This is a genomic window from Vibrio sp. Isolate25, assembly GCF_022398025.1.
Taxonomy (GTDB): domain Bacteria; phylum Pseudomonadota; class Gammaproteobacteria; order Enterobacterales; family Vibrionaceae; genus Vibrio; species Vibrio coralliilyticus_A.
Window position 1 is genome coordinate 116,976 of the sequence record NZ_JAKEUT010000003.1, and the last position, 24,027, is coordinate 141,002.

Genomic DNA, 24,027 nt, shown 5'->3' on the forward strand with positions numbered 1-24,027 from the left:
GTAGCCCCACCCTCCGTGGTTAAATCAATGGGATTTGGTCAACTAAAATGGCATAGCCAAGAGCGATGAAGGTGATCACTAGGCCTACCCAGAACAAGCTCTTAGTAATATCGTTCGGATCGGCCTGAACAAAGTCTGCAATCCAGATATTTTGTGAGTTGGTTGGGTCACCAAAGCCTTGCATCATTCCCGTTGAACGAAGTACCCAAACCACAGCGATTGGCGAGAAGCCTGCGGTAGCAAAGATGGCTGGAAGTGAACCTCCGATACCCCAAGAGTTAAGTGGGCCACGATAAAGCACTAAAGGTGTAGCTAGAGTAAAGCCAATCACATATGTCATTGGGCTTTGCAGCATAGACACCAACATTTCAATCGCCGGTGCGATTATTGGTGTTACGGTGTAGAACTGAACCCCACGAATGAGAATACCCAAGCCAATAAGCAGTACAATAGCGCCGGCTACTTCTTGTGTACCTTGGACAAAAGACTGAGCAATCGCATTGATCTTGTCTTTAATTTTGCACACATAAACGGTGTAGATAATACCTGCAATAATGGCGAGCTCAGCAGTCACCACTTGTGGCATCACATAAATTGAGCTTAAAACTAGCAAAACTGGAACGATAGGTGAAAGCAAGGCCCAATTGCTTAGCTCGTAAGCGGATTGAGTTTTTCTTGCATGCCAAGCACTACGCTGATTGTTCTTAACATTGAGTAGGATATAAATCACTGAGACGATAAAAGAGATAATGAATAAAGTGATAGCCATACGCGCCACAATTTCATAAGCCGCTTCATAACCCCCTTCAATAACAGGTTCAAGAATCGTTGCAAAGAACGCAAAACCTGCTGGGTTCATAACCCCGCCTGTAGTGAGACCAAGAAGAATAATCGAGCCTGATACTACACCAGAGATGCCTGCTGTCATCATGATAGGCAGAGCAACGGAGCCGACAAGAATCACCGCACCTAGGCCACCTATCGCAGTGAAGATAATCATAGTGGCCACATAGAAAATAAATGCGATCACACGCACTCGGTCACCGGCAAGCTCGGCTGCCTTTTTAATGATGGCTTCAGCGACACCTACACGTCGTAATAGCACCGCAAAAGCCCCGCCAAAAATGGTCGCCGCTATAGTAGAAGCCATCATACGAGCACCGTCGCCAAGAACGCTGTTCATAATGCCTTGAACTTCTTCTCCTTTGGCATTTTCATGCGCAAAAAGACCCAGCATAGGCACTTCACCAACGCTAGCAATAACTGCGGTCAACACGCCCATAATAGGCAGAGCAATCAGAGTGGAAATTCGCTTAGTGATCATAGCGTAAACAAAAACTATCAATACGCAGGATATAAGCAGTAAACGAAAAATTTCTAAATTCGTCATAGTTATTCTCATTATGTGTAGGGGTGTGAGGCCGGAGCTTGCTCCGGCACGCTATTTCTTAAGTGCGCTAACGCTTCTACATCGCAGGAAAGCGCAAAGTTAAAATCTGTTTTGGTTGAATGTGGGATTGGAACCCTTGCTCTTCACCGATAAAGTTCACCACGCGGTAATCTTTATCGAGAGAGAGAGGTTGCTCTTGACCACTCGGGTTCCAAACTCGAACCTCCAGCTCCTCACCTATGCGTCGCACACACGAAACTTGCAGTGCGTGATTAATAAGGCGAACAGGAGTATTCCAGTTGGTACTGTGGCCCTTCACCATAAAGGGTGAGTAGCGAAGCAGTTCTGCACGCTGGCACAATATCTCTGGGCTTGCACTACCGATATGAAGACGCAACAGATAGTGATGTTCGCCTAAACATTGTGCCTCAGGAGTAGGCAGATCAGGTCCGGCACCATTGCCACGAGTCGAGAAGTCTCGTCGAGATAACCAACCCACACTACGCAACAGTGTTATAGCCAACTCATCGCTATCACGTTTAACGACACGGTATTCAGGCACGCCTAGATGAGTGAGCTGCAGCTCACCTCCAGATACAAATGATTGACTCGGGTTTACTGAAACGCGTGCTTCTTTATTTGGTAGCACTCTTTGATTGTCTTGGTAAACCACCGGACGGCTGGCCACTTCAAAAGCACTGTCTGCAAAGGTCTCCGTTAGCTCCTCGCCTGTCGGGAAGTGTATAGAGAGACGTTGGTCTTGCGCTTTGTTATGCCAGTTGAGATCCATATCGATGAAGTCTGCATCACGATAGAGTTTGATCTTAAGCTGCCCACAACTAATAACAACATCACTACTCGCACCCCGGCGATCACTTGATAAGGCCGCAGGTTGCACCAATTCAACCTCTGCACTCATTTCTGAATAATCAGAGTGGCGACGGGTTTGTACATCACCCACTAAACGCGCGACCGTGATCTGATCATTTTGCGCTGGCGCGTAGTTATAACTGTCACCGCAATCTAAAGAAGATTCGATGCGACCCAAGCCATCAAATACTTTATTCGTTCTGAGATCAGTCACATTCAATGACGCATCTTCACACCATTCGACCTGATAGAAATCGTTGCAAATTGACGCCATGCTGGTCGTTTCAATTGCTTCTGAGGTCAAACACTTGTTCACTTCAAACGCTTCATAAGAAAGACCATTTACCTCAGTTTGAAACGCAATGTCATACCAAACACCTTCGACTCTGTCTGGGAAGTCATCGATAGGAGAAGTAAAGCTAAAGCCTGGTTCTGCTTTGGTGATAACTGGCGTCACTGTCTCACCACTTTGAGTGATTAGTTCAAGACCGTACGCTTCATCACCTTTTAGGAAAACGCGCTCGGTTACCCAACCGCTGAAATCTTTCGGATTTGGATTGAAAATAGAGAACTGAGTGTGATCAGCAAATGGGTTCACCGCATCTTGCGCACTCAACTCATCATTGGTGCAACCTAGAGAGAGTAGCGCCATGTCCATCATTGCTTGACTGCGCTGAGCCAGTTTCTCGTACCGAGTCACCATTTCACGGTGAACCTCATCCACTGAGCAACCACAGATGGAGTCATGAGCATGTTGGCTTAGCAAAGTCTTCCAACTCTGTTCAAGGTAACGAGTGGGATAGTTCTCTACTGGTGCCATAGCCAGTAGCGGTTCCACTTTACGTGTTAGCGTATCTTCCGCTTCTTGGTTAAGTTGCTTGAGGTAACGACGAGTAGAAAGCACATCCGGCAACACAAAAGCGCGATCGTTTCCGCGAAGCTCACCTTCTACGGTTGGCAACTCTTGCGACACTTCCACTTCTAGCTCATTCAAATACGTCTCTAAGCTACTCTGTGTAAGCTCAATGTCATCACGAGAAGCATTGAAAGCTTCAATACGCTCAGCCATATTGCCATTGGCGGGACGAAGGTGATCACCACCCTGGGTTAGCAGTAGCTTATCTGTTGTTGCACGCTCAGTGATCTTGTTCAGATAAACGTCAATGTTTTGCGAAAAGTCTTGCGTGTTCAGCGGATGCTGATAATAGCCTTCAGTCAAAAACAGAATAAAGATCTCGCTGCCATCAGCACCTTTCCAACGCAACTCGGATTGGTCAGCATCAATTCCGCGCCATAACACTGTATTGTTGATGTTAAAGCCTGAAAGCAGTTGTGGCATTTGACCTATATGACCAAAGGTATCCGGTAAATAACCTACTTTTTGATAATTACCCAATGAGTGTGCCAGCTTGCGTCCAATCTCTAGGTTACGGATCAAGCTTTCACCACTGCACAAGAACTCATCCGCCATGACATACCATGGACCCAAGATCAAACGCCCTTCTTGCATCAATCGGTGTAGCTTTTCCGCCAGTTCTGGTTCACACGCTTCTAGTAAGTCTTCCGCTGCAACCACTTGGCCATCAAAAAGAAAACTCTCTAGCTCATGGTTTTCTAAAGCATCGACAACGCGTTCCATCACACGAATCAGGCGAGCACGAAAAGTTTCGAAAGGAAGGTACCACTCTCTATCCCAGTGAGTTTGGAATACAACCGAACAGATTTTCTTTGACATAATTTCAGTCCTTAAATAGAGATTCAGCGTTAATCGCGCTGCTGTTTGAGTTCTTCAAAATGGTTAAACACCATTTTTGCAGCGCCATACATGCCGGCGTCATTACCTAGAGTGGCTGGTCGAACTGGCGTCATGACACCCATCTCTTTTAGATATTGGTTCATCAAATCCCACCAATATTCGCGCGAGTTGATCATGCCGCCACCTAGAAGCACTAACTGAGGATCCACCGTCCAACGAATATTGCTGATGGTGCGGGCTAGCAAACGCATGAAATCTTCAACCGTTGCGATCACTTTTGGATCTCGCTCCGCGTACGCCTGAATCACACTCAACCCATCGGGATAGCGATCATGCTCACTCTCTGGAAGTTGGAACAACAAGGTTTCTCTTAATCCTGTGCCAGACAGCAAAGACTCAAGAGGGACATTCATCTGCGGTCGATAAGGGTGTGGGACCTCCATTCGTCCCCAGTGCCCCGCAAGATAGCTTGAGCCATGTAACATCTGTCCGTTGTTTAGCATGGCACCGCCAAGCCCGGTGCCTAAAGTCAACATAACTACGCTGTTGTAGCTCTCTGCACCACCTAACCATTGCTCACCAAGCAGTGCACAGTTCACGTCGTTATCAGTCCCCACATGGATACCAAACTCTTCTTCGAGCAAATAGCCAAGTCGGGTTCCTTTCCAGTTAGGCAAACTATCGGTCGCGTCCAATACTGAGCCAGAGCGCACATTAATCACACCAGCGGCAGAAACACCGATACCAAGTAGGAGCTTCTTTTCACGACGAGCACGTGTCAAAAGCGGGACAATAGCGGCAATGATGCTGTTCAATATGCCTTCACGACCTTGGCTAATATCTGTCGCTGAGGTGTTCGCAACAATGAGCTTACCTTCACTGTCTATTAAACCGGCACGGATCTTCGTTCCCCCCAAATCCAAGCCAAGTGCGAGTTCTGTCATTAGATTAGCTCCTTCTCTGCTTGCATTGCGTCCGCAAATTTCTTAGTAATCAATTGAGGACGAGTAATTGCAGAGCCAACAACCACAGTCCAAGCACCTGCAGCCAAAGCTTGAGAAACATGGGTAGGAGTGCCGATGCGACCTTCGGCAATGACTGGAATCGTTAGGGTTTGGCTTAGTCGACGAATCAATACAAAATCAGGAGCATCACCAAAATGCGCCGTATCGGGCGTATAGCCAGATAAAGTAGTGGACACACAATCTACGCCCAATCTCTCAGCTTCAACCCCTTGTTCATAAGTGGCGATATCGGCCATGATGAGGCAAGAAGTACCGCGGATAAGTTCAATAAGGCTCTCGATGGACTCACCATTCGGTCGATCTCTACCTGTCATATCCAGAGCAATCATATCGGCACCCGCATCTATGATGGCCTGAACCTCTTTTGACGTAGGAGTAATAAAAATTTCGGAATCGCTGTAATCCTGTTTAATCAAACCAATGACAGGAACACTAGGAAAAGCTTGCTTGACCGCTTTAATATCATCAACAGACTGAATTCTAAGAGCTTTTGCTCCGCCTTCAATGACCGCTTTTGCCATTTTAACCATGGTTTCTGAACCAAACAGTGGTTCATGTGAAAGTGCTTGTACTGAAGCGATTAGCTCGCCTTTAACGGACATCAACATACTGACCTCAATAAGCCTCAGCTCGACCAAATCACCATCAGCCATTTAATATCAATAACTTAAGGCAATTCGGGAGCGTGCGTTTCTTAATTTCGTTGAAGCCAGATTAATTTTTTTTTTCAGTCATTCGTCATCTAATGACTAATTTTGTCACTAAGGTGATCAAAGTCTCATAAACTTCATGGTTATTAGAAAATATAGCCATCTAGATCACACATGAATTTTCATTCCCTGAAAACTATAGTGCTAAGTGGTTGTTCTTAAATTTTAGGGAACTTTTTTATTTTAAGAATAAAAAATATAAGTAATTGATTTAAAAGCAATAAAATAGAAGCAAACAGAATAATGCAACCTTCATCACATCTTTTCCGAGGTGATACAAATCACAATTCATCAAATTGAAATGTGACTTTTAAGTGATACAAATCTCTTTCTATAAATTAATCAAATCAGAAAAACGAACTTACTCATTTTTTCATAAACAATCCGTCTCGACATTCTTTCACGGATAACAGATAACAATGAGAAACAAAACTCTTTCCCTACTTACCCTATCATTATGTTCTGTGGCCTCCACTCATGCTTTAGCCGACGGTGGTTGGATTCAAAATGAAACCGAGCTTAGACATTTCAGCTATGACTACAATAATGCTCCTGATCCTTTCACTCGTGATGAAGTGGAAGTGAATAAGAAACTATTGCAAGGTATGCTACAGCTCACGGAAGGAAGTGACCTATGGCTCGACTTACGCCGCATTGACTATTTCACAGACGAAGGTGACGATTTCTTTAAAAATGGTTACCACTGGGATCATGAAGCGCACCTAAGATTTCACTATGATGGGTTCAAATTCCTTGGACGTGACTGGAAGTTCCGCCCCGCTTTAGCATGGGAAGGTGATTGGAACTTCAAAAACACCACTGGTGACCTAAACTGGAGTTCCAACGACTACTATTTACAATTCGATTTTCTGACTTCGTTTCCCGATGGTTTAACTCCGTGGGACCAGGGTCAGCATACTCTCAACTTCCGTCCTCTATTAACGGAATACATAGTTTTGGGTGAATCGAGTAAATTCCATAGTGGCGGTAATTACACAGGTCATCGTCAGCAGGTAATGAACTTCTTCCTCGTTTCTAAATGGAACGACCGTTTTTCTTCTATGTTCAGCTTCCGTAACTACCTAGATACAATGGCTGGCGATGGCATTAAATATCACTACGGCTCTGAAAACGAAACTTGGCTAGACCTCTATAAAGAAGGCGGTTTCAAGGTAACTTGGCACAACAAACTAGAGTTCTACCTTGGTATGGAAGACTCAACAGAAGTACTGAGAGACAAGTTTGTTGAATTCTATACCCGTCTAGAAACTAGCTACACCAAGACTCTCGACAACGGTATCTCTATTAAGGGATTAATTGGCCAAGACCTGTGGGATTATCACTACAACGACAGCATGTACGTAGGCGGTAAATATGGTCGAAGAGAAACCATAGCAACACTCACCATCAACGTTCCATTGGGTAAATAAGGGAGAAAGCATGCAGTATATAGGCCTAGATATAGGTGGGACCAAAACCTCAGCAGCTCTATTTAATGAAGCTGGTCAACAACTTCATTATGAGCGTACTAAAACGGTTAAAAACGACTATACAAGTTTTCTTGAGCACGTGATCAACGTGATTAGTCAAGTATTGGCTAAAGCAACTGATGAGCTGAATATAGGGGTAGGAATACCAGGTGCGATTTGTCCGGTTTCTAACAATATTAAGAACTCTAATATATTGGTCGCGAATGGACAAAACTTAAAGTCAGATCTGGAAAACCATTTTGATAGGCCTATACAAATTGCCAATGATGCGGACTGTTTTGCCCTAAGTGAAGCGATGTTTGGGGCAGGTAACAACCATCACTCAATATTTGGTGTCATAATCGGTACAGGGTGTGGCGGTGGCCTAGTCTATCAGAAGGAATTAGTAAAAGGGCCAAACAATGTTGCTGGTGAATGGGGCCATAATCAGCTTGCATTCTATTCCCCAGAAAAAGATGGAGAAGCCGAACCTTGTTATTGTGGTAACAGTGCATGCAACGAACTTTTTCTTTCTGGGACTGGATTTGCGAAACGCTATAACAGCGCAAACCAAACTGACTTTACTAGCCAAGAAATCATGCAGTTAGTTGATAAAAGTGACACGGCTTCGCAGCATTTCGAACTCTATTTGGATCAATTAGCGCGCGCATTATCTCAAATCATTAATGTTTTTGACCCTGCTGCCATTGTGTTAGGCGGGGGGATGTCAAACATAGCTTCAATTTACCGACATTTACCTAATTATCTCCCTAAGTATGTTTTCGGGGGATATTGTAATACTCCCATTCTAAAAGCTGAGTTGGGGGATGATAGTGGTGTGAGAGGTGCGGCATTCCTAAATACACACAATAGAGTTAGTGCTTAACGACGAAACCTCTGACTCTATTATTAAACTAACTTTGATGCGATGGATGCACCGTACAACTCGCGTCCATCGCATCAAGCCAGTTTACTTGGAAGGGTTAATTAAACAGCCCTTTCAGTAAGCCATTAACTGCTTCTTTGGTCTTCTCATCCTTAATCTTGTCGCCCAGTTTCTCATCAAGCTTCTTCAGGCCGCGATCAATTTCTTTCTGCGCTTTTTGCTTCAGAACATCATCGAAAACCAACTTGAACTTAGGTTGCTGCCAAGACCCAGAGATGTTGATTGGAATCGTTACATCACGCAACTCATCAATGTCTTTACCGCCCTGACCTTCTAGCGAGCCAACGATTGAAGTGCTAACCGTGAAGTCGACGGTTTGATTCAGGTAATTGGCGCTACCATTACCACGAATGCGCAGCAGTGGTGATTGCATGGTTAAATCTTTGGTCGACACATTGCCCTTGTTCAGTTTCAGTGTCGCCTTCATCGCACTGAAATCCGTCTTTTGGGGCTCGTTGGTCGACTCGACTTTCTGGCCTTTTATCTTGGCGTAGTTTTCACGAATTAACTGTGCCACATTAATGCCGTTAACCGCGCCATCGGTGAAATTAATACCAATAGTCCCGATTAAGTTTTTCTGAATACCCGTTGGCGTCAGACTACTGCCTTTAACGTCAACATCAATATTACCTGTGCCTTCCAGCTTGTCATTGTTTACCACATCTTTGAGTAACGGCTGAACTTTCACCCCTTTGATTTGTTTCTTCGCCGTGTAAGAGGCTGGGCTCTTACGTGCATCCAATTTAGCGGTTGCTGAAATTGAACCTTGGTACAAGTCTGACGTGAACGATGTCAACTCTGCGATACCACGATTGATGTTGAAGCTCGCTTTAACTTTCTGCATTCTGGCGTTGCTGGCTTTGAACTTATCAATAGTAATGTCACCTTTGACATCCAACGTCTTCAACGCTGACAGATCCGGTTCTACTTCGGCCTGTGGCTTACTTGTCGATGCAGAAGCGCTATTAGAACTTGTCGAGCCTGTATTTTGCGTACCTGCCGTACCTGATGTTGAAGTATTCTCTGCTGGCTTATTGAGACCAAGAAACTCATCCAAATCAATATTTGGACTGTGCAGTGCAAAGCGCACTTTTGGAATATCACCTAGCGTCACATCCGCCTTACCATCGAAAGCAAGTGCGTTGGCGGTTAACTTCTCTAGCACAAAGCTCAAGTGGCTTTTTGTCAGATCAAACGTCAAATCAGACGCCATATCCACTTTCATTGGTGATTGAGGCAGCGAGTCACCTTTGAATGTTGCATCCAAAGTCAGTTGATTCATCATCACTTTAGAAATCGCTTTGTCGACCGTCAGTGCACCAGCGCCTTTCATATTAATGTCTAGGCCAGACGCTTGACCTGCAATGCTGTAAGTCAACGCATTGGCTTTATCAAACTCAAACGTTTCCAACCCTAGCTTGATTGAATCCATCTTGGTTGCCGGATCGCTAAAGCTCGCATTAAGATCAATATTACGCAGCGCATACTCAGCAAAACCTTTTGCTAGCTTAAGCTCGGCACTGCCTTGCGCCGTGAACTTTTGCTGGTTGTTTTCGCCTTTAGCGGCAAAATCGGCCTTGGTCCAAGTATCTACCGCAAACTCCGACAAGTTGAGCGACACATCGTAGAGCTTAGTGTACGAACCAGCCAGCTTATCCTGGATTTCAACCGCAGTATTAGAGACTGTCACACCGGCAAGATTGATCGTCCAAGCAGATGCTGGATCAGCAGCAGGCTCTGTCGAGGTTGCTTCAACTGGCGCTTCACTCTTTGGCGTATCCGCTGCGGCAGATTCCGCTTGCGTAGTTTGTGCCTGAGTCAAAGCATCGATGTTTTTACGACCATCTTTGAGTGTTTCTAAGTAAAACTCTGCGCCATCCAAAGTGATGTTGCCAATTTCAAGCTGTTGGCTGAATAAAGGCATAACGGACACATCAATGCCCACCGTTTCAACTTTGAACAAGTTTGGCTGGCTAAAACCCTGCGGGTTACGCAGTTCCGTTTTACCAAGCTCAAAGCCGATAGATGGGAAGAATTGCCAGCTGATATCGCCTTCAATCACTAGCTCAAGGCCAGTTTGTTTCTGCGCTTGCTCAACAATAAGAGGTTTGAATTGGTTTGGGTTAACCAAAAGTACCAGTGCCAATAGAGCACCGATAATGATTACTAGAGGAATCGCTATAAATAGGAACAGTTTCTTCATCAGCATTATCCTTGCTATTCGGGTATTGCCAGACGTGAGTGGACAAATATCCCAAGTATAAGTCTTGTCGGAAAACTTTTATGAGACATAAAAAGAAAGTGGCACCTAAAGTGCCACTTCTTACATAAAAAATAAAGCGCCTGAATGAGATAAGGACTTAAGCTTTCAAAAGTTTTGCAATATGGGCTTTGAGTACATCGATAGCAATACGGTTTTTACCGCCACGAGGAACAATGATATCGGCATACTGCTTTGAAGGTTCGATAAATTGCATAAACATTGGACGCACTGTTTTTTGGTACTGTTTCAATACAGATTCCATCGTCCGGCCACGCTCTTCTACATCGCGCTTCACACGACGTAATAAACAGATGTCGAGAGGTGTATCCATAAAGACAGTCGCATGCATCAAATCACGTAAGCGTGGGTCAGTTAGAAGAAGAATACCTTCCAGAATGATCACCTTCTTAGGCGTCATTGAGGTCGTATTCTCTGTACGTGTATGTTCGGTATAGCTGTACTCAGGAACTTCGACAGCATCACCACGAGTTAGCATTTCAAGATGCTCACAGAGAAGGTCATGGTCCAGCGCACTCGGGTGGTCATAGTTGGTCTTAACACGCTCTTCCATGCTCAGGTGACCCTGATCGTTGTAATAGCAATCTTCCGTAATCACACCAATTTGATGATCGCCCACTTTCTCACGAAGCTCATTATAGATAGTGCTGGCGATTAAACTTTTTCCAGAAGCAGACGCGCCAGCAATACCGACGATGACGCATTGATTATTATCAGACATTATTCTTGCACCCGATGAATTGAATTGGTGTCATGTTCTAATACTAGCATTGTGCATAAAAGCACACATTGTATTAGTGTGTAATAGATAAACCGCCTGATTATAGGGAGTTCAGCCTGTAGTTGCTAGTAAGGATTTAGCCCAAACCTACAAATGGAATAAATAACAACAGCGCAAACGATTACAAACCATAAGATGTACAAATGAGCGCGTAAAAAGCGCTCATTTCACCGTTACTCAACCATTGTAAATTGGATAGATGCCGGCTTTTCCTTGCCGTGCCAGTACATTCGGGCACAGACAGACTCTGCTAGTTGAATATACTGAGCCGCATGTTCAGAATCTGGACGCGCTGCCACCGTAGGGCAACCGTTATCGATGTCTTCACGCATAGAGATGTGCAGAGGAATTTGAGCCAATAAATCGAGACCATATTCACTCGACATCTTCTCTGCCCCACCTGCTCCAAAGATGTGTTCTTTACCACCACAATGACTGCAAATGTGGTAACTCATGTTCTCGACTAGCCCCACAACTGGAACTTGTACCTTCTCAAACATTGCCGCACCTTTGCGCGCGTCGGCCAATGCGAGATCTTGTGGCGTGGTCACTATCACAGCGCCGGTCACAGGAATTTGCTGCGCGAGTGTTAACTGAATATCCCCCGTACCCGGCGGCATATCGATCACCAAATAATCCAGCTCTGGCCACTCCGTCTCATTCAGCAGTTGAGCCAGTGCTTTAGACGCCATCGGCCCGCGCCAAATTGCTGCTTCATCCTTCGATACCAGATAACCAATCGAATGTGTGTAAATGCCATGTGCGGCAATTGGCTGCATCCACTTGTCATCACGAACAACCGGTGTCGCATTTTGCTGGCCAAGCATCATTGGTACGGACGGCCCATAAATATCCGCATCAAGTAACCCGACTTTTGCACCAGATTGCGCCATAGCAAGCGCTAAGTTGACTGAAGTGGTCGATTTACCGACACCGCCTTTCGCAGACGTCACTGCGATGACATTTTTTACCCCTTTTACTTCATGGCCGACATGAGTTTCCAATGGTTTAGGTGCCACGGTAACCTCACACTCAAAAGCGGCAACCTCACCACCTTGTTGCTGAGACTGAACCCATTCAGACAACTCGCTAACAAGCGCTTTAGCCGCAAATGGAATCGCGATCTGGATAGCATTCGCTCCGACCGTGACAATATTGGCCACAGATGCCCATTGCGGAGCCAAACTCGGGTGCTCAAATTGGTTTAACCAAGCACAAAATTCTTGCTTTGAAGTGAAATGACGCATAGGTCCTCCTTATGCATCTAATCGTAGCACTGAGCAGCGCTGGACTGAACCCCGAAAAAACTAAGGTAATCACACTGATGACTCCTTGGAGTCACTGGTGGGATAAGGTAGTATTACTCTCTATTTTTTCATACACCTTAAGAAGCGAATATTAAGTATGGCAAACGATCCAAGAAAACTACTGGTCACTTGTGCCCTTCCGTACGCTAACGGTTCGATTCACCTAGGTCATATGCTTGAGCACATTCAAGCTGATATCTGGGTTCGCTACCAACGCCTACGTGGCAACACTGTAAACTTCATCTGTGCTGACGATGCTCACGGCACGCCAATCATGCTAAAAGCACAACAGATGGGAATTACGCCAGAAGAGATGATCGCTGCAGTAAGTGAAGAGCACCAAAAAGACTTCGCTGGCTTCGATATTAGCTTCGATAACTACCACAGCACGCACTCTGAAGAGAACCGTGAGCTGGCTTCGCACATCTACCTTGAGCTGAAAAAGAACGGCTTTATTTCTAGCCGCACGATTTCTCAGCTTTTCGACCCTGAGAAAGAGATGTTCCTACCGGATCGTTTCGTAAAAGGGACTTGTCCTAAGTGTAAGTCAGAAGATCAATACGGTGACAACTGCGATAACTGTGGTGAAACGTACAGCCCGACTGAACTGATTGAGCCTAAATCAGCAGTATCTGGCGCAACTCCAGTAATGAAAGACTCTGAGCATTTCTTCTTCGATCTACCTCAGTTTGAAAGCATGCTGCAAGAGTGGACACGCTCTGGCTCACTTCAAGCTGAAACAGCAAACAAGATGCAAGAGTGGTTTGAGTCAGGTCTTCAACAGTGGGACATCTCTCGTGATGCACCGTATTTCGGCTTTGAAATCCCAGGCGAGAAAGACAAGTTCTTCTACGTATGGCTCGATGCCCCTATCGGCTACATGGGTTCATTCAAAAACCTATGTGACAAGCGCGATGACCTAGATTTCGATGAGTACTGGAAGAAAGACAGCACAACTGAGCTTTACCACTTCATCGGTAAAGACATCGTTTACTTCCACTCGCTATTCTGGCCGGCAATGCTTGAAGGCTCTGGCTTCCGTAAGCCGAACAACGTATTCGTCCACGGCTACGTTACGGTAAACGGCGCTAAGATGTCCAAGTCAAAAGGCACGTTCATCAAAGCCGCGACTTACTTAAACTACCTAGATCCAGAATGTCTGCGTTACTACTACGCCGCTAAACTAAACAGCCGTATCGATGATCTAGATCTTAACCTTGAAGACTTCACTCAGCGTGTTAACGCAGACGTGGTCAACAAGATCGTTAACCTAGCTTCTCGCAACGCAGGCTTTATCACTAAGCGTTTTGAAGGCAAGCTATCTTCAGAGTTCGCCGAGCCTGAGCTATACAACGAATTCGTTGCAGCCGCTGATCGTATCGCAGAGCTTTTTGAAACTCGTGAGTTTGGCCGTGCTATCCGTGAAATCACAGCGCTAGCAGACAAAGCAAACCAATACGTTGATGAAAAAGCACCGTGGGTTGTAGCGAAAGAAGAAGGTAAAGACCAAGAACTGCAAGACATCTGTTCTGTGGGTATTAACCTATTCCGCGTTCTGATGACTTACCTAAAACCAGTCATGCCAGAGCTTGCTGCGCGAACTGAAGGCTTCCTAAACGAAGAACTGACTTGGGAAGGTATCGCTGCACCACTCACTGGTCACGAAATCACTAAGTTCAAAGCACTGTTCAACCGTATCGATCCTAAGAAGGTTGAAGCCATGGTTGAAGCTTCAAAAGAAGATGCAGCAGCAGAAGTTGCAGCAAAAGAAGCGGCAGAAGCAGCAAAGAACCAAGCAAGCCAGACTGAGCTTGATAAAGAGCCAATCGCGGACGAAATCGAGTTTGATGACTTTGCGAAAGTTGATCTTCGTATTGCTAAGATCGTTGAATGTGAAGAAGTACCAAAAGCAAACAAGCTTCTCAAATTGAAGCTGGATATCGGTGGTGAAGTGCGTCAGGTATTTGCAGGCATTAAGTCCGCTTACAAGCCTGAAGATCTGATTGGTAAGCACACAGTCATGGTGGCAAACCTTAAACCACGTAAGATGAAGTTTGGTATGTCTGAAGGCATGGTACTGGCAGCAGGCCCAGGTGGCAGTGATCTTTGGATCCTAGAGCCGCACGAAGGTGCCCAGCCAGGCATGCGTGTCATGTAAGTCAACTGACTTTTAGTTATTCAAGCCCCGCCCTCTGGTGTAGCGGGGCTTTTTTGTGCCCTATTTCACACTTTTGGTGAGCTGGTGCACCTTCTAAGAGCACACCAGTACACCTAATATAAATAAACCATTGAAATATAATTGATAAATTTCTGGCACCGAACCTGCTCTACCCATAAAGAGGTATCAAGCAACAAGGAGTTGGTTATGTTTGTGCTTATTTCTATCGTTATATCACTCAGTATTTTGCTGGCACTGTTTCACTTTTCAAAACACCGTCAGTCAACACTTCAAAGAAAGTTCGACATTCTGGTCTTACTTAGGAAGGTGTTACTACTCAGCCGACAGCATAGGTCTCTGACTCATCAAGCGCTGTTCAATCAAAGTCCATCACACACACATCTTGAGTTAGACCGTCTCTATAATCAGATGATAGATACATCCGGTGAACTTATCTCCGTTGCACAATTTGAGAACAAACCCATGTATCGAATACTGCAGCTTAAACTAAAAGGACTACATAAAGATTGGTCACAACGTTCTGTTGCGCGCAATCAAGTCATTCATGGGCATGCGATACGCCATTGCCTGTTTCTAATGGATGAAGTTGCGATTGCTTGGCTGATTGAATCCGGCAGAGAAGAGCTTAGTGACGAGTACCACCTCAATTGGCAGCAGGTATTAGACAGTATGGAGGTGCTGACTCAATTACGTGTGTCCATTCAAGAGGCCCATTACCCAGAAGGAATGCTGCGTGTGAAGTACTACTGCGATAAATCGAGACGTAAACTCAATCAACTGTCGCTTATCTGCCCAATGTCAATTGCTTCACCACTTAGCTCTAAAGCCATGCATACCTTGTCTGAAGTCAGTGCATCCGATGAGATGCTGCTATCAATAGAAGAGCTTTATCAACTGACCACTGATATCTCACTGATCATTTCACAAGTTTACGACCAGATGCTATCCGACATGACAGAAAGCCTATACCAGCCTTTACCTAAAATCGCATACAGCTAGCAACAACAGGCTAACACTGTCAGTGTTAGCCTCTCTCGATTTTTAACTACGCGGAAATGACTCAATAATCTCTTATCGTAACGACAAAAATTATTCATTTTCTTTTCTAGGTTCCGCTATTGATCGAAAGGATTGATGCTTTTACTATCACCTCGCTTCTTGATGATAGCCAATCCGAGTACATCACAGCAGTTTGTGGCAAGGCGATAGAGCAACTATCCAAGAGTGACTTTGACTGCGCATTGCGCATTTTTTGACGCTCCACGTTCTACCTATCACTTAGTGAACGTGTCTTAACTTTGTTGGAGATTAACCATGGCTATCGCTCATTCTGTCCTTGATTTTCAGTCTTACACTTCTAACGCACTATCTGCGCAAGAGTCACAACTTATCCAATCGTCTGTAGATCAATTGGGCTCACCACTTTTGTTACTGGACTGCGATGTAGTACGTCAGCAATACCAAGCTTTGAGTCGCGCATTACCAAATGTCACTCTTCACTTTGCACTGAAGCCTTTGCCACATCCTGCTGTGGTGCAAACACTGTTAGCAGAAGGAGCCAGTTTCGACCTAGCCACCAGTGGAGAAGTCGAGTTGGTCGCACAACAAGGTGTACCTGCTGAAAGAACTATTCACACTCACCCAATCAAACGCGATAGCGACATTCGTGACGCTCTTGCTTATGGATGCAAAGTCTTTGTAGTAGATAACATCAATGAACTGGAAAAGTTTGTTGCTTATCGAGATGAAGTCGAGTTGTTGGTTCGCTTAAGTTTTCGTAACTCTGAGGCCTTCGCTGATCTGTCGAAAAAGTTTGGTTGCACTCCAAAACAAGCGCTAGAGTTAATTGCTCAAGCTCAAGAGTGGAATATTCACATCAAGGGTTTGTCATTTCATGTCGGTTCTCAGACGATGAATCCACAGAAGTATGTGGATGCGATCAACACTTGCTGCGAAGTGATGGAACAGGTGGTTGTTCAAAATCTACCAGCCTTGAGCACATTGGATATTGGCGGTGGCTTCCCTGTCAGCTACAACTCACAAGTAATGCCTATTGAGCTCTTTTGCCAGCCGATAAATCAAGCATTGAGTCAGCTACCTGAAACCGTTCAAGTTATCGCTGAGCCAGGGCGTTTTATTGTCGCTCAAGCTATGACGAGTGTCGCTTCAGTTATGGGGCAAGCAGAGCGTGATGGACAAATCTGGTATTATCTTGATGACGGTATCTATGGCTCCTTTAGTGGGTTAATGTTCGATGACGCTAAATACCCACTGACAACCTTAAATAAAGAGGGTGAATGCTTACCGAGCGTTTTAGCAGGACCAACATGCGACAGCATTGATGTGATTGCTGAAAACATCATGCTACCCAAGTTGAACAACGGTGACTTAGTGGTTGGGCGTATGATGGGAGCCTATACCAGTGCGACTGCAACAGACTTTAACTTCTTCAAGCGAGCACAAACAGTGTTAGTCAACCAGCAAAGCGTTGCCCAAGAGAGATTAATCGGCTAACGCCTCAGCTCTCAATGATACCCACAACAAAAAAGCCTCACATACCAATGTGAGGCTTCAGATTCACTCTCTACGGAGAATTAAAGCATTTTGCGTGCAGCTTCAACCACAACTTTGATTGAACGCGCTTCTGTTTCTTTCAGCGTTGAATGGTCTGGGATCTCTTTCTGAGTACGGTTGATGATAACACCCGCCACACAGCCAGCTTTCAAGCCTGAGCTCGCACACATGGTTAGCAGTGTCGCAGACTCCATTTCAAAGTTCAGCACACCCATATCTTGCCATTCTTTCATAGAACCTTGGAAGCGCTTAACCACACGGCCAGAGAACGTATCATAACGCTCTTGACCTGGGTAGAACGTATCGCTTGATGCTGTTACACCCATATGAACAACGGCACCAGACTCTTCTACCGCCGCTTTCATTGCTGTAGCCACTTCAAAATCTGCTACTGCTGGGAATTCCATTGGAGCAAAGTGAAGACTTGCACCATCCAAGCGAACCGAGCCTGTTGATACAATCATGTCACCAACGTTAACGTGTGGCTGAATTGCACCTGTAGTACCAACACGTAAGAAAGTACGTACACCAAGTTGCGCCAGTTCTTCAACCGCGATTGAAGTTGAAGGGCCGCCGATACCTGTAGAACAAACCACAACTGGCTTGCCATCTAGCTCTGCACGGTACAGGGTGTATTCACGGTGACTAGCCAAAAATACTGGATTTTCCATCTCTTCAGCGATTTTCTGAACGCGAGCTGGATCACCTGGAATAATCGCGAGTGTCGCACCAGCAAGATCAGCTTCAGTAACACCTAAGTGAAATACGGCTTGAGACATAGGGGGCTCCTTGTTTTGACGAAACTTGATTCAGCGTCCGAATCTTTTCGTTCTTTAAATTTCATTGGGTACAGGAATACTTTATCTGACTCAGCCTCACCAAAGAGTGATTAAACTCACATAGATGAGCGCAAACAGAATTAACCTTGCACATAAAATCGGTTGGCATCACATTTTTATACAAATCGGCTTCTTGTGTTGCATAAAAAACAGCCTCTGCACCATAAATACAGAGGCTGAGCGTTTAATCAGAAATGTTGTGAATGGGCTAATCCTGCTGAGACTTGAATTTCAATAGCCGAAGCGCATTCAACGTCACAATCGCTGTTGCCCCACTATCTGCTAATACTGCCACCCAGAGGCCAGTAATACCCAATAAACTGGTCACTAAGAACACTCCCTTCAGACCCAGGGCTAAGAAGATATTCTGACGAATATTGCTTAGTGTCGCACGTGACAGCTCTATCATACTTGCCAGCTCCACCAATCGGTTGTGAGTAATTGCAGCATCTGCGGTTTCAAGAGCAACGTCCGTACCACCGCCCATAGCGATCCCGATGCTTGATGCTTTCATCGCAGGAGCATCATTGATGCCGTCGCCAACCATAGCGACATTCGCGTTGGAGGACAGCTCCTCAACATAGGTTACTTTGTCCTGAGGCAGCAGGCTGGCTTTGAAATCAATGTCGATCATCGAGCTGATCGCTTGCGCGCTGCGAGGGTTATCACCCGTTAACATGATCGAATTGATGCCTAAGCCTCTCAACGCTTTCACGGCTTTGGCGGAGTCTTCACGCAAGGTGTCTTGCCAAGCAATCAGGCCCATCACCGTATCTTCATTCTGCACAGCTACTACGACTGTCTTACCTTGCTCTTCCATCTGCTGAATACGAGATTCGATGTTACCGCTCAACTCAAACCCAAGCTTACTTGGTGCAATTGCCTGATACACAACCCCATTCACCACACCACGGACACCACTACCGATCAACGCCTGTTTGTCCAAAGCTTCCGGTAAGTGGATACCTGTTGATTTGGCTTTGTTCACCAGCGAGACTGCCAGAGGATGACTTGAACCCACCTCAATAGCCGCGATACATTCGAGTACTTCGGACTCTCTAACATCACCAAATGTGATAATGTCCGTCACTTCCGGTTTACCTTTAGTCAAAGTACCCGTCTTATCGAAGGCAATGGTTTCAATCTTTCCAAGTTGTTCTAACGCCGCTCCGCCTTTGATTAGAGCCCCACGTTTTGCTGCCGCAGCCAACCCTGATGTAATCGCTGCTGGTGTGGAGATCACCAGTGCACAAGGGCATGCAATCAACAGCAACGCCAGACCACGATATACCCAAGTTTCCCATGGCTGAGCAAAGAACATTGGCGGCACGATAATCACAAACAGCGACACCAGCATCATGAGTGGTGTGTACCAACGGCTAAATTTATCTAAGAAACGTTCCAGAGGCGCTTTACGTGATTCTGCTTCTTCAATTAGATGAAGAATACGATCAATGGCATTCTCACCTTGTTTAGAGGTAATGGTAAAGCGCACCACTTTGTCCACCACAACAGCACCAGCCATGACGGATTCATTTTGATAACGTTCGACTGGGATGGATTCACCGGTGAGTGCACTTTCATCGAAACTGGCTACGTCACCGATTAATTTGCCATCTGCGGGCAATCTTGCTCCAGGCGAGACCTCAATGATATCGCCAGGTTGCAACTCACTGGCTGAGACTTCAACACGCTGGCCGTCAATAATTTTAGTCGCGGTTTCCGGTACCAATTCCATCAAGGCTTGAACGCCGCTTCGGGCTCGAGAAGCTGCAAAGGCTTCTAACTGCTCACCAATCAAGAACAGCAGCAATACCATGGCTGCTTCGACGGTCTCCCCCAAATAAAGAGCACCCAGTGCTGCCACACTCATTAGTGTTTCAATGGCAAAGGGCGTACCTGATTTGGCTAATACAATGGCTTTCTTACCGATGGGATATAGGCCAGCCAAACACGTTAGAATAAACATCCATTCGCTGACTAGAGGAAGAGCCGGTTTGAGCACTGCCGCAACCGCCATCGCCGATGCAATGGCAATAATCTGGGCGTTTTGCTTGAAGATATGTTTCCAGCCAGAAGCCGTTTTTTGATTAGAAGAAGAGTTGGGACTGGCAAAGCTAAAGCCAGTATCAAGAATAGTTTGTTCAACCAGTTGTGCCACACCAGAGTGGCCTACTTTTACAACCAATTTTTCTGTCGCAAACAGAACTTTTGCTTCAACAACACCATCAACTTTGTTGACGGCAGTTTCAATTTTTCGCGCGCAGGATGGGCAATCCATACCACCGATTTTCCAGCTTTGCGTCACATTTGTTTTTTGTAACCGGCCGGAGTCACTTTCCTCATCGGCTGGATCCGTACCACTAGTGCAGTTGTCTGAGCTGCAGCAGCCAGAATCTGCCATTTCAACGCCTGCAACCTTGATGGTTGAAATTTTTGGGCTGGCACAAGAGCCTGTATTTGAGGGATTAACCGCTACTTTATCTGAACGACATGCTTGATGTTTGGTGCACATAAGTTTATCTCCATTGAATGTACACGTTAATCATAAACCTTGGAGTCAACTCCAAGGTCAACTATTTTTTACTTCCTGAGGCAAGATGTCTTTCTGACTGGCCACTTCATCAATCAAGACAGCATCATGAGTACAAAACGGCTGAGAGTTGATACTGGTAATCGAGGGATCTTCCTCCACCAGCTCTGTGGTTTCACCTTTCATTAAATCGGCCAAGTGCATACGTAAAACAAAGGTCGCTAGGATACCAAATACAATCGACCCAAACGCTTGACCATACAGCACGCCTAGCGCCCCAAACCAACTCGAACCTAAATAAACAAACGGCAAGGTCCCCAACGTCGCTTTACCTAAGTTTAATGCTGTCGAATACAACGGCTTACCAAGGTTATTGAAAGAGGTATTGGCAACAAATTGCGCCCCATTGAAAATAAAGCTCACAGCCACATAGGTACAAAAGGCAGAGACGATAACGGCGGCATCACCTTTCAAGCTGAACCCAGAAATCACCAACGATTGTGCGAAGTAGAGAATGAAGCAAACCAGAATCGTGTAAGTAGTGGTCACTATTAGTGAGTTGTTTAACGTGTCACGTACACGATCAAACCTCTCTGCTCCGAAGTTTTGGCCTATGATTGGCCCGACTGCCCCCGACAGAGCAAATATCACCGCGAAACACACTGGGATCAGACGTCCGATAACCGCATAACCTGCGACAAAATCTTCGCCATATTGTGCAATTGACGTTGTTACGATTGCGTTGCCAATCGGGGTCGCGATATTGGTGATAATGGCTGGAATCGCAATCATCAAAATTGCTTTGAGATTACGGCTCCAATCGGACAAAGATAGCGGTGCAACTAGTTGATGAACGCGAATCAGCGGATAGATAGAAAAAAACAACACGGTAAAGCGGGCAAAAACGGTGGCAATCGCTGCCCCTTCAACATTCCAACCAAAACCAAAGATAAAAATAGGATCAAGAATCGCATTAGCAATACCGCCTGCAAGCGTCGCCCACATGGAGCGCTTTGCGTCTCCAGCCGCCCTTAAACCTGCTCCCGCGGACATGGCAATAGCAATCACAGGGCCGCTTGGGATCAGTATTCTCAAATAAGCTTCTGCACGCTCTGCCACGTACCCTTTCGCACCAATCGCCTGCAACAACTCGGGGATACAAATAAACATCACAGCGCTAACCACGCTACTGATAACAAACGCCGTGGCAATAATACTACTGCTTAGGTGCCTAGCATGAGCGCGTTGTTTAGCTCCAATCGCTTTGGACACCAACGCGCCCATTGCAATTGAGGTACCAATTGAAATCGAGGTGGAGAAAAATACCAGAGTGCCTGCAAAACCAACGGCAGCCGCTAGCTCGACTTGCCCCAACATGCTGATGAACAGCATGTCCAGTAAGTCAACAACAAATAGGGCCATCAAACCAACAGAGCCAGCCCCAGACATCACCAAAATATGGCGCATAGTGGAGCCTTCAACAAATTTTGCGCTCTGGCTTTGCATTCTCTTCCCCGATATTTATTGGTGATAATAAAAGTAAGAGGCGCTCATTTGCGCCTCTCTTTATCATTTTTGCTTGATAACTATACCGGATGCTTAAAGCAATCATCCAAGTTCCTAGCTACTGCCCTTAACACATCTCGGCGAGTGATGATCCCAACCAATTTCCCATTATCTATAACAGGGTACACTTTAGGCTTACCTACCTGCATCATATCTGCCAACTCAATAATCGAAGTATCCGGCCCCACCGAAATAACTTCGGGATGCATACAATCTGACACAATGTGAGTATCCTGACAGTAATAACTGACCTTAACCAGCTTATCGAGTAAGTCATGACCTGAAAGAAAGCCTATGACTTCTTCTTTCTCGTTAATAACCGGTCCACCGAGATAACTCGACTTCATCATTTTGTCCAACGCAGCACTTAGCGACATTTCAGGCTTGAACGTCACTGCTTGCAGTGTCATGTAATCTCTGACTTTCAATGATTCCATTTGTGTCTCCTTAACGTGCAAATCACGTTTGTCATAGTGTAATTGTTGCCTAATTTCTTGATTTTACTAAATGGAAAACAACAATTTTTCCAATAGGCGCTACCTATCACAAAACTAATCATCGGAATAATGGGCCTGAGCATCACGTATTGCTAACCAACTGCTGAACAGTGAGACACAAAAAGGCACGCAGTAGGTCAAAAGCACTTTAGTCCAATGGATAGTCGCCTCACCTAGGATTGCATCATACTGGTTGATTAAATTCAGTAGAGTCCCCACCACGAATGCAATAATTAGCGCTCTTTTTATCATGTTTACGATCATATTATTGAGAGTTGTATTTTTATAAGTCACTTATTCTATGGGTAAACTATAGTTAAGGGAGACAAGAACCGTAAGGATAAGACTCGTGAGCTCGACATTTTCAGCGGCAGTCGCCAATAACCCAGATCTCATGCATGCTGTCTTTGAATCACTACCAGAACCGACATTCTTACTCAACAAGTCTGGGGTCTATGTTGAAGCTTGGGGTGGCACAGACACGAAACGCCATCATAACCCTGCCTCCTTGATCGGCCTTAACCAAGAGCAAGTTTTACCTGCCGACAAGGCAACCTGGTTCAGTCAGGTGATCGTTGATGTCATCAATACACAAAAGCCCGCTGAACTCAGTTACTCACTCAACCCGAAAGATCTCACATGTTTTGAGGGGATTCAGGGGCCAATTGAAATTCAACATTTTAGCGCCCTGGTCATCCCATTGCCCAATACGGAATACGTGTTATGGACAGTGCGTAATATCTCCGAATATCAACGAGCTCTCGACAAACTAGCCCAACAACAATTGGAGCTTGAACGACTCACTTACCGAGAGCACCTCACTCAAGTCTATAACCGTTACGCAATGGATGCGTTGCTACCCGACGCGATAGCACTCGCAAGGCAAAATAACCTCGGTGCGGCGGTATTTATGATCGATATTGATTGTTTCAAGGAGTTCAATGATCACTATGGACACATCAAAGGAGATGAAGCGTTAAAAGCGTTAGGAAAAGCTATCAAGCAATGGGCTCACGATAGCGACTTGTGCTTTCGATATGGAGGAGATGAGTTTCTGGTGTTTGTGCCCGGCATTTCAGAGCAAAACTGCATTCAGCATGCTCAGAACCTTCTCGACACGATCGCTGCTCTCGCACTTGAACACGACACATCACACGTTTCTCAATACCTGACAATTACTGTTGGGATTCGTCATTGCGATCCAATCCCCGCAGATATGACCGCGGAAAAGTTTGTGGGAATTGCAGACAAAGCCTTGTTCTTTGCCAAAAAACACCAACGAGGCACCATCCACAAAATGTAAA

18 protein-coding genes are annotated in these 24,027 nt (G+C 45.5%); 6 read left to right on the forward strand and 12 right to left on the reverse strand.

Annotation, left to right across the window (positions count from 1 at the left end):
* Nucleotides 1-19 precede the first annotated feature (19 nt).
* The 4 genes from L1D15_RS10215 to L1D15_RS10230 all read right to left on the reverse strand — a co-directional run bounded on the left by L1D15_RS10215 (nucleotide 20) and on the right by L1D15_RS10230 (nucleotide 5,694).
* Nucleotides 20-1,390: a transporter gene (locus L1D15_RS10215; RefSeq protein ID WP_239865608.1), complete on the reverse strand. Its 1,371-nt coding sequence runs from the start codon at nucleotides 1,388-1,390 to the stop codon at nucleotides 20-22.
* Between the two features lie 76 nt (nucleotides 1,391-1,466).
* Nucleotides 1,467-3,995, reverse strand: a complete 2,529-nt coding sequence (locus L1D15_RS10220; protein ID WP_239875524.1) for a glycoside hydrolase family 38 C-terminal domain-containing protein — start codon at nucleotides 3,993-3,995, stop codon at nucleotides 1,467-1,469.
* Between the two features lie 29 nt (nucleotides 3,996-4,024).
* Nucleotides 4,025-4,960: an ROK family protein gene (locus L1D15_RS10225; protein ID WP_239865603.1), complete on the reverse strand. Its 936-nt coding sequence runs from the start codon at nucleotides 4,958-4,960 to the stop codon at nucleotides 4,025-4,027.
* A complete protein-coding gene (locus L1D15_RS10230) occupies nucleotides 4,960-5,694 on the reverse strand; it encodes an N-acetylmannosamine-6-phosphate 2-epimerase (protein WP_239875525.1) in 735 nt (244 codons plus the stop codon). Before L1D15_RS10230 ends, L1D15_RS10225 begins: the two co-directional genes overlap by 1 nt.
* Before the next feature lie 476 nt (nucleotides 5,695-6,170).
* Here L1D15_RS10230 and L1D15_RS10235 point away from each other — a divergent pair, with 476 nt between their 5' ends.
* Together L1D15_RS10235 and L1D15_RS10240 are read left to right on the forward strand one after the other, a co-directional pair.
* The gene (locus L1D15_RS10235; RefSeq protein WP_239875526.1) at nucleotides 6,171-7,181 is read left to right on the forward strand and encodes a hypothetical protein; all 1,011 of its coding nucleotides are present in this window, start codon (nucleotides 6,171-6,173) and stop codon (nucleotides 7,179-7,181) included.
* 10 nt (nucleotides 7,182-7,191) lie between these two features.
* Nucleotides 7,192-8,106, forward strand: a complete 915-nt coding sequence (locus L1D15_RS10240; RefSeq protein WP_239875527.1) for an ROK family protein — start codon at nucleotides 7,192-7,194, stop codon at nucleotides 8,104-8,106.
* A 97-nt stretch (nucleotides 8,107-8,203) separates the two neighbouring features.
* Here L1D15_RS10240 and L1D15_RS10245 read toward each other — a convergent pair whose 3' ends face one another.
* The 3 genes from L1D15_RS10245 to apbC form a co-directional block, all read right to left on the reverse strand.
* Complete coding sequence (locus L1D15_RS10245; RefSeq protein WP_239875528.1) at nucleotides 8,204-10,369, reverse strand: AsmA family protein; 2,166 nt, start codon at nucleotides 10,367-10,369, stop codon at nucleotides 8,204-8,206.
* Between the two features lie 157 nt (nucleotides 10,370-10,526).
* Nucleotides 10,527-11,168 carry a uridine kinase gene (gene udk, locus L1D15_RS10250; protein ID WP_239838185.1) on the reverse strand — a complete coding sequence of 214 codons (642 nt, stop codon included), beginning with the start codon at nucleotides 11,166-11,168 and terminating at the stop codon, nucleotides 10,527-10,529.
* A gap of 233 nt (nucleotides 11,169-11,401) precedes the next feature.
* Nucleotides 11,402-12,475 (reverse strand): iron-sulfur cluster carrier protein ApbC, encoded by a 1,074-nt coding sequence (apbC, locus tag L1D15_RS10255; RefSeq protein WP_239875529.1) that lies wholly within the window; start codon nucleotides 12,473-12,475, stop codon nucleotides 11,402-11,404.
* Between the two features lie 157 nt (nucleotides 12,476-12,632).
* Here apbC and metG point away from each other — a divergent pair, with 157 nt between their 5' ends.
* The 3 genes from metG to L1D15_RS10270 all read left to right on the forward strand — a co-directional run bounded on the left by metG (nucleotide 12,633) and on the right by L1D15_RS10270 (nucleotide 17,228).
* Complete coding sequence (metG, locus tag L1D15_RS10260; protein WP_239875530.1) at nucleotides 12,633-14,693, forward strand: methionine--tRNA ligase; 2,061 nt, start codon at nucleotides 12,633-12,635, stop codon at nucleotides 14,691-14,693.
* Nucleotides 14,694-14,900: 207 nt separating this feature from the next.
* Nucleotides 14,901-15,713, forward strand: coding sequence for a hypothetical protein (locus L1D15_RS10265; RefSeq protein ID WP_239875531.1), 813 nt, complete (start codon nucleotides 14,901-14,903; stop codon nucleotides 15,711-15,713).
* Nucleotides 15,714-16,028: 315 nt separating this feature from the next.
* Nucleotides 16,029-17,228, forward strand: a complete 1,200-nt coding sequence (locus tag L1D15_RS10270) for a type III PLP-dependent enzyme (protein WP_239875532.1) — start codon at nucleotides 16,029-16,031, stop codon at nucleotides 17,226-17,228.
* An 80-nt stretch (nucleotides 17,229-17,308) separates the two neighbouring features.
* On the opposite strand, the gene udp is transcribed toward L1D15_RS10270, so the two are convergent.
* From udp to nrtS, 5 genes are all read right to left on the reverse strand, one after another.
* A complete protein-coding gene (udp, locus tag L1D15_RS10275) occupies nucleotides 17,309-18,067 on the reverse strand; it encodes a uridine phosphorylase (protein ID WP_239865588.1) in 759 nt (252 codons plus the stop codon).
* Between the two features lie 268 nt (nucleotides 18,068-18,335).
* Complete coding sequence (locus tag L1D15_RS10280; protein WP_239875533.1) at nucleotides 18,336-20,642, reverse strand: zinc/cadmium/mercury/lead-transporting ATPase; 2,307 nt, start codon at nucleotides 20,640-20,642, stop codon at nucleotides 18,336-18,338.
* Nucleotides 20,643-20,699: 57 nt separating this feature from the next.
* Entirely contained in the window at nucleotides 20,700-22,166 is a 1,467-nt protein-coding gene (locus tag L1D15_RS10285) for an MATE family efflux transporter (protein WP_239875534.1), read from the reverse strand.
* An 80-nt stretch (nucleotides 22,167-22,246) separates the two neighbouring features.
* Nucleotides 22,247-22,663: a CBS domain-containing protein gene (locus tag L1D15_RS10290; protein WP_239838177.1), complete on the reverse strand. Its 417-nt coding sequence runs from the start codon at nucleotides 22,661-22,663 to the stop codon at nucleotides 22,247-22,249.
* 114 nt (nucleotides 22,664-22,777) lie between these two features.
* Entirely contained in the window at nucleotides 22,778-22,987 is a 210-nt protein-coding gene (nrtS, locus tag L1D15_RS10295) for a nitrate/nitrite transporter NrtS (protein WP_239875616.1), read from the reverse strand.
* An 85-nt stretch (nucleotides 22,988-23,072) separates the two neighbouring features.
* On the opposite strand from nrtS, the gene L1D15_RS10300 reads away from it, so the two are divergent.
* On the forward strand, nucleotides 23,073-24,026 hold the full coding sequence (locus L1D15_RS10300) for a sensor domain-containing diguanylate cyclase (RefSeq protein ID WP_239875535.1): 954 nt from the start codon (nucleotides 23,073-23,075) through the stop codon (nucleotides 24,024-24,026).
* The last annotated feature ends 1 nt before the right edge of the window (nucleotide 24,027 follow it).

Excerpts from the sequence above, each read along its gene's own strand:
- L1D15_RS10215 (WP_239865608.1), bottom strand. The coding sequence starts at position 1,390 with ATGACGAATTTAGAAATTTTTCGTTTACTGCTTATATCCTGCGTATTG.
- L1D15_RS10220 (WP_239875524.1), bottom strand. The coding sequence starts at position 3,995 with ATGTCAAAGAAAATCTGTTCGGTTGTATTCCAAACTCACTGGGATAGA.
- L1D15_RS10225 (WP_239865603.1), bottom strand. The coding sequence starts at position 4,960 with ATGACAGAACTCGCACTTGGCTTGGATTTGGGGGGAACGAAGATCCGT.
- L1D15_RS10230 (WP_239875525.1), bottom strand. The coding sequence starts at position 5,694 with ATGGCTGATGGTGATTTGGTCGAGCTGAGGCTTATTGAGGTCAGTATG.
- L1D15_RS10235 (WP_239875526.1), top strand. The coding sequence starts at position 6,171 with ATGAGAAACAAAACTCTTTCCCTACTTACCCTATCATTATGTTCTGTG.
- L1D15_RS10240 (WP_239875527.1), top strand. The coding sequence starts at position 7,192 with ATGCAGTATATAGGCCTAGATATAGGTGGGACCAAAACCTCAGCAGCT.
- L1D15_RS10245 (WP_239875528.1), bottom strand. The coding sequence starts at position 10,369 with ATGAAGAAACTGTTCCTATTTATAGCGATTCCTCTAGTAATCATTATC.
- udk (WP_239838185.1), bottom strand. The coding sequence starts at position 11,168 with ATGTCTGATAATAATCAATGCGTCATCGTCGGTATTGCTGGCGCGTCT.
- apbC (WP_239875529.1), bottom strand. The coding sequence starts at position 12,475 with ATGCGTCATTTCACTTCAAAGCAAGAATTTTGTGCTTGGTTAAACCAA.
- metG (WP_239875530.1), top strand. The coding sequence starts at position 12,633 with ATGGCAAACGATCCAAGAAAACTACTGGTCACTTGTGCCCTTCCGTAC.
- L1D15_RS10265 (WP_239875531.1), top strand. The coding sequence starts at position 14,901 with ATGTTTGTGCTTATTTCTATCGTTATATCACTCAGTATTTTGCTGGCA.
- L1D15_RS10270 (WP_239875532.1), top strand. The coding sequence starts at position 16,029 with ATGGCTATCGCTCATTCTGTCCTTGATTTTCAGTCTTACACTTCTAAC.
- udp (WP_239865588.1), bottom strand. The coding sequence starts at position 18,067 with ATGTCTCAAGCCGTATTTCACTTAGGTGTTACTGAAGCTGATCTTGCT.
- L1D15_RS10280 (WP_239875533.1), bottom strand. The coding sequence starts at position 20,642 with ATGTGCACCAAACATCAAGCATGTCGTTCAGATAAAGTAGCGGTTAAT.
- L1D15_RS10285 (WP_239875534.1), bottom strand. The coding sequence starts at position 22,166 with ATGCAAAGCCAGAGCGCAAAATTTGTTGAAGGCTCCACTATGCGCCAT.
- L1D15_RS10290 (WP_239838177.1), bottom strand. The coding sequence starts at position 22,663 with ATGGAATCATTGAAAGTCAGAGATTACATGACACTGCAAGCAGTGACG.
- nrtS (WP_239875616.1), bottom strand. The coding sequence starts at position 22,987 with ATGATCGTAAACATGATAAAAAGAGCGCTAATTATTGCATTCGTGGTG.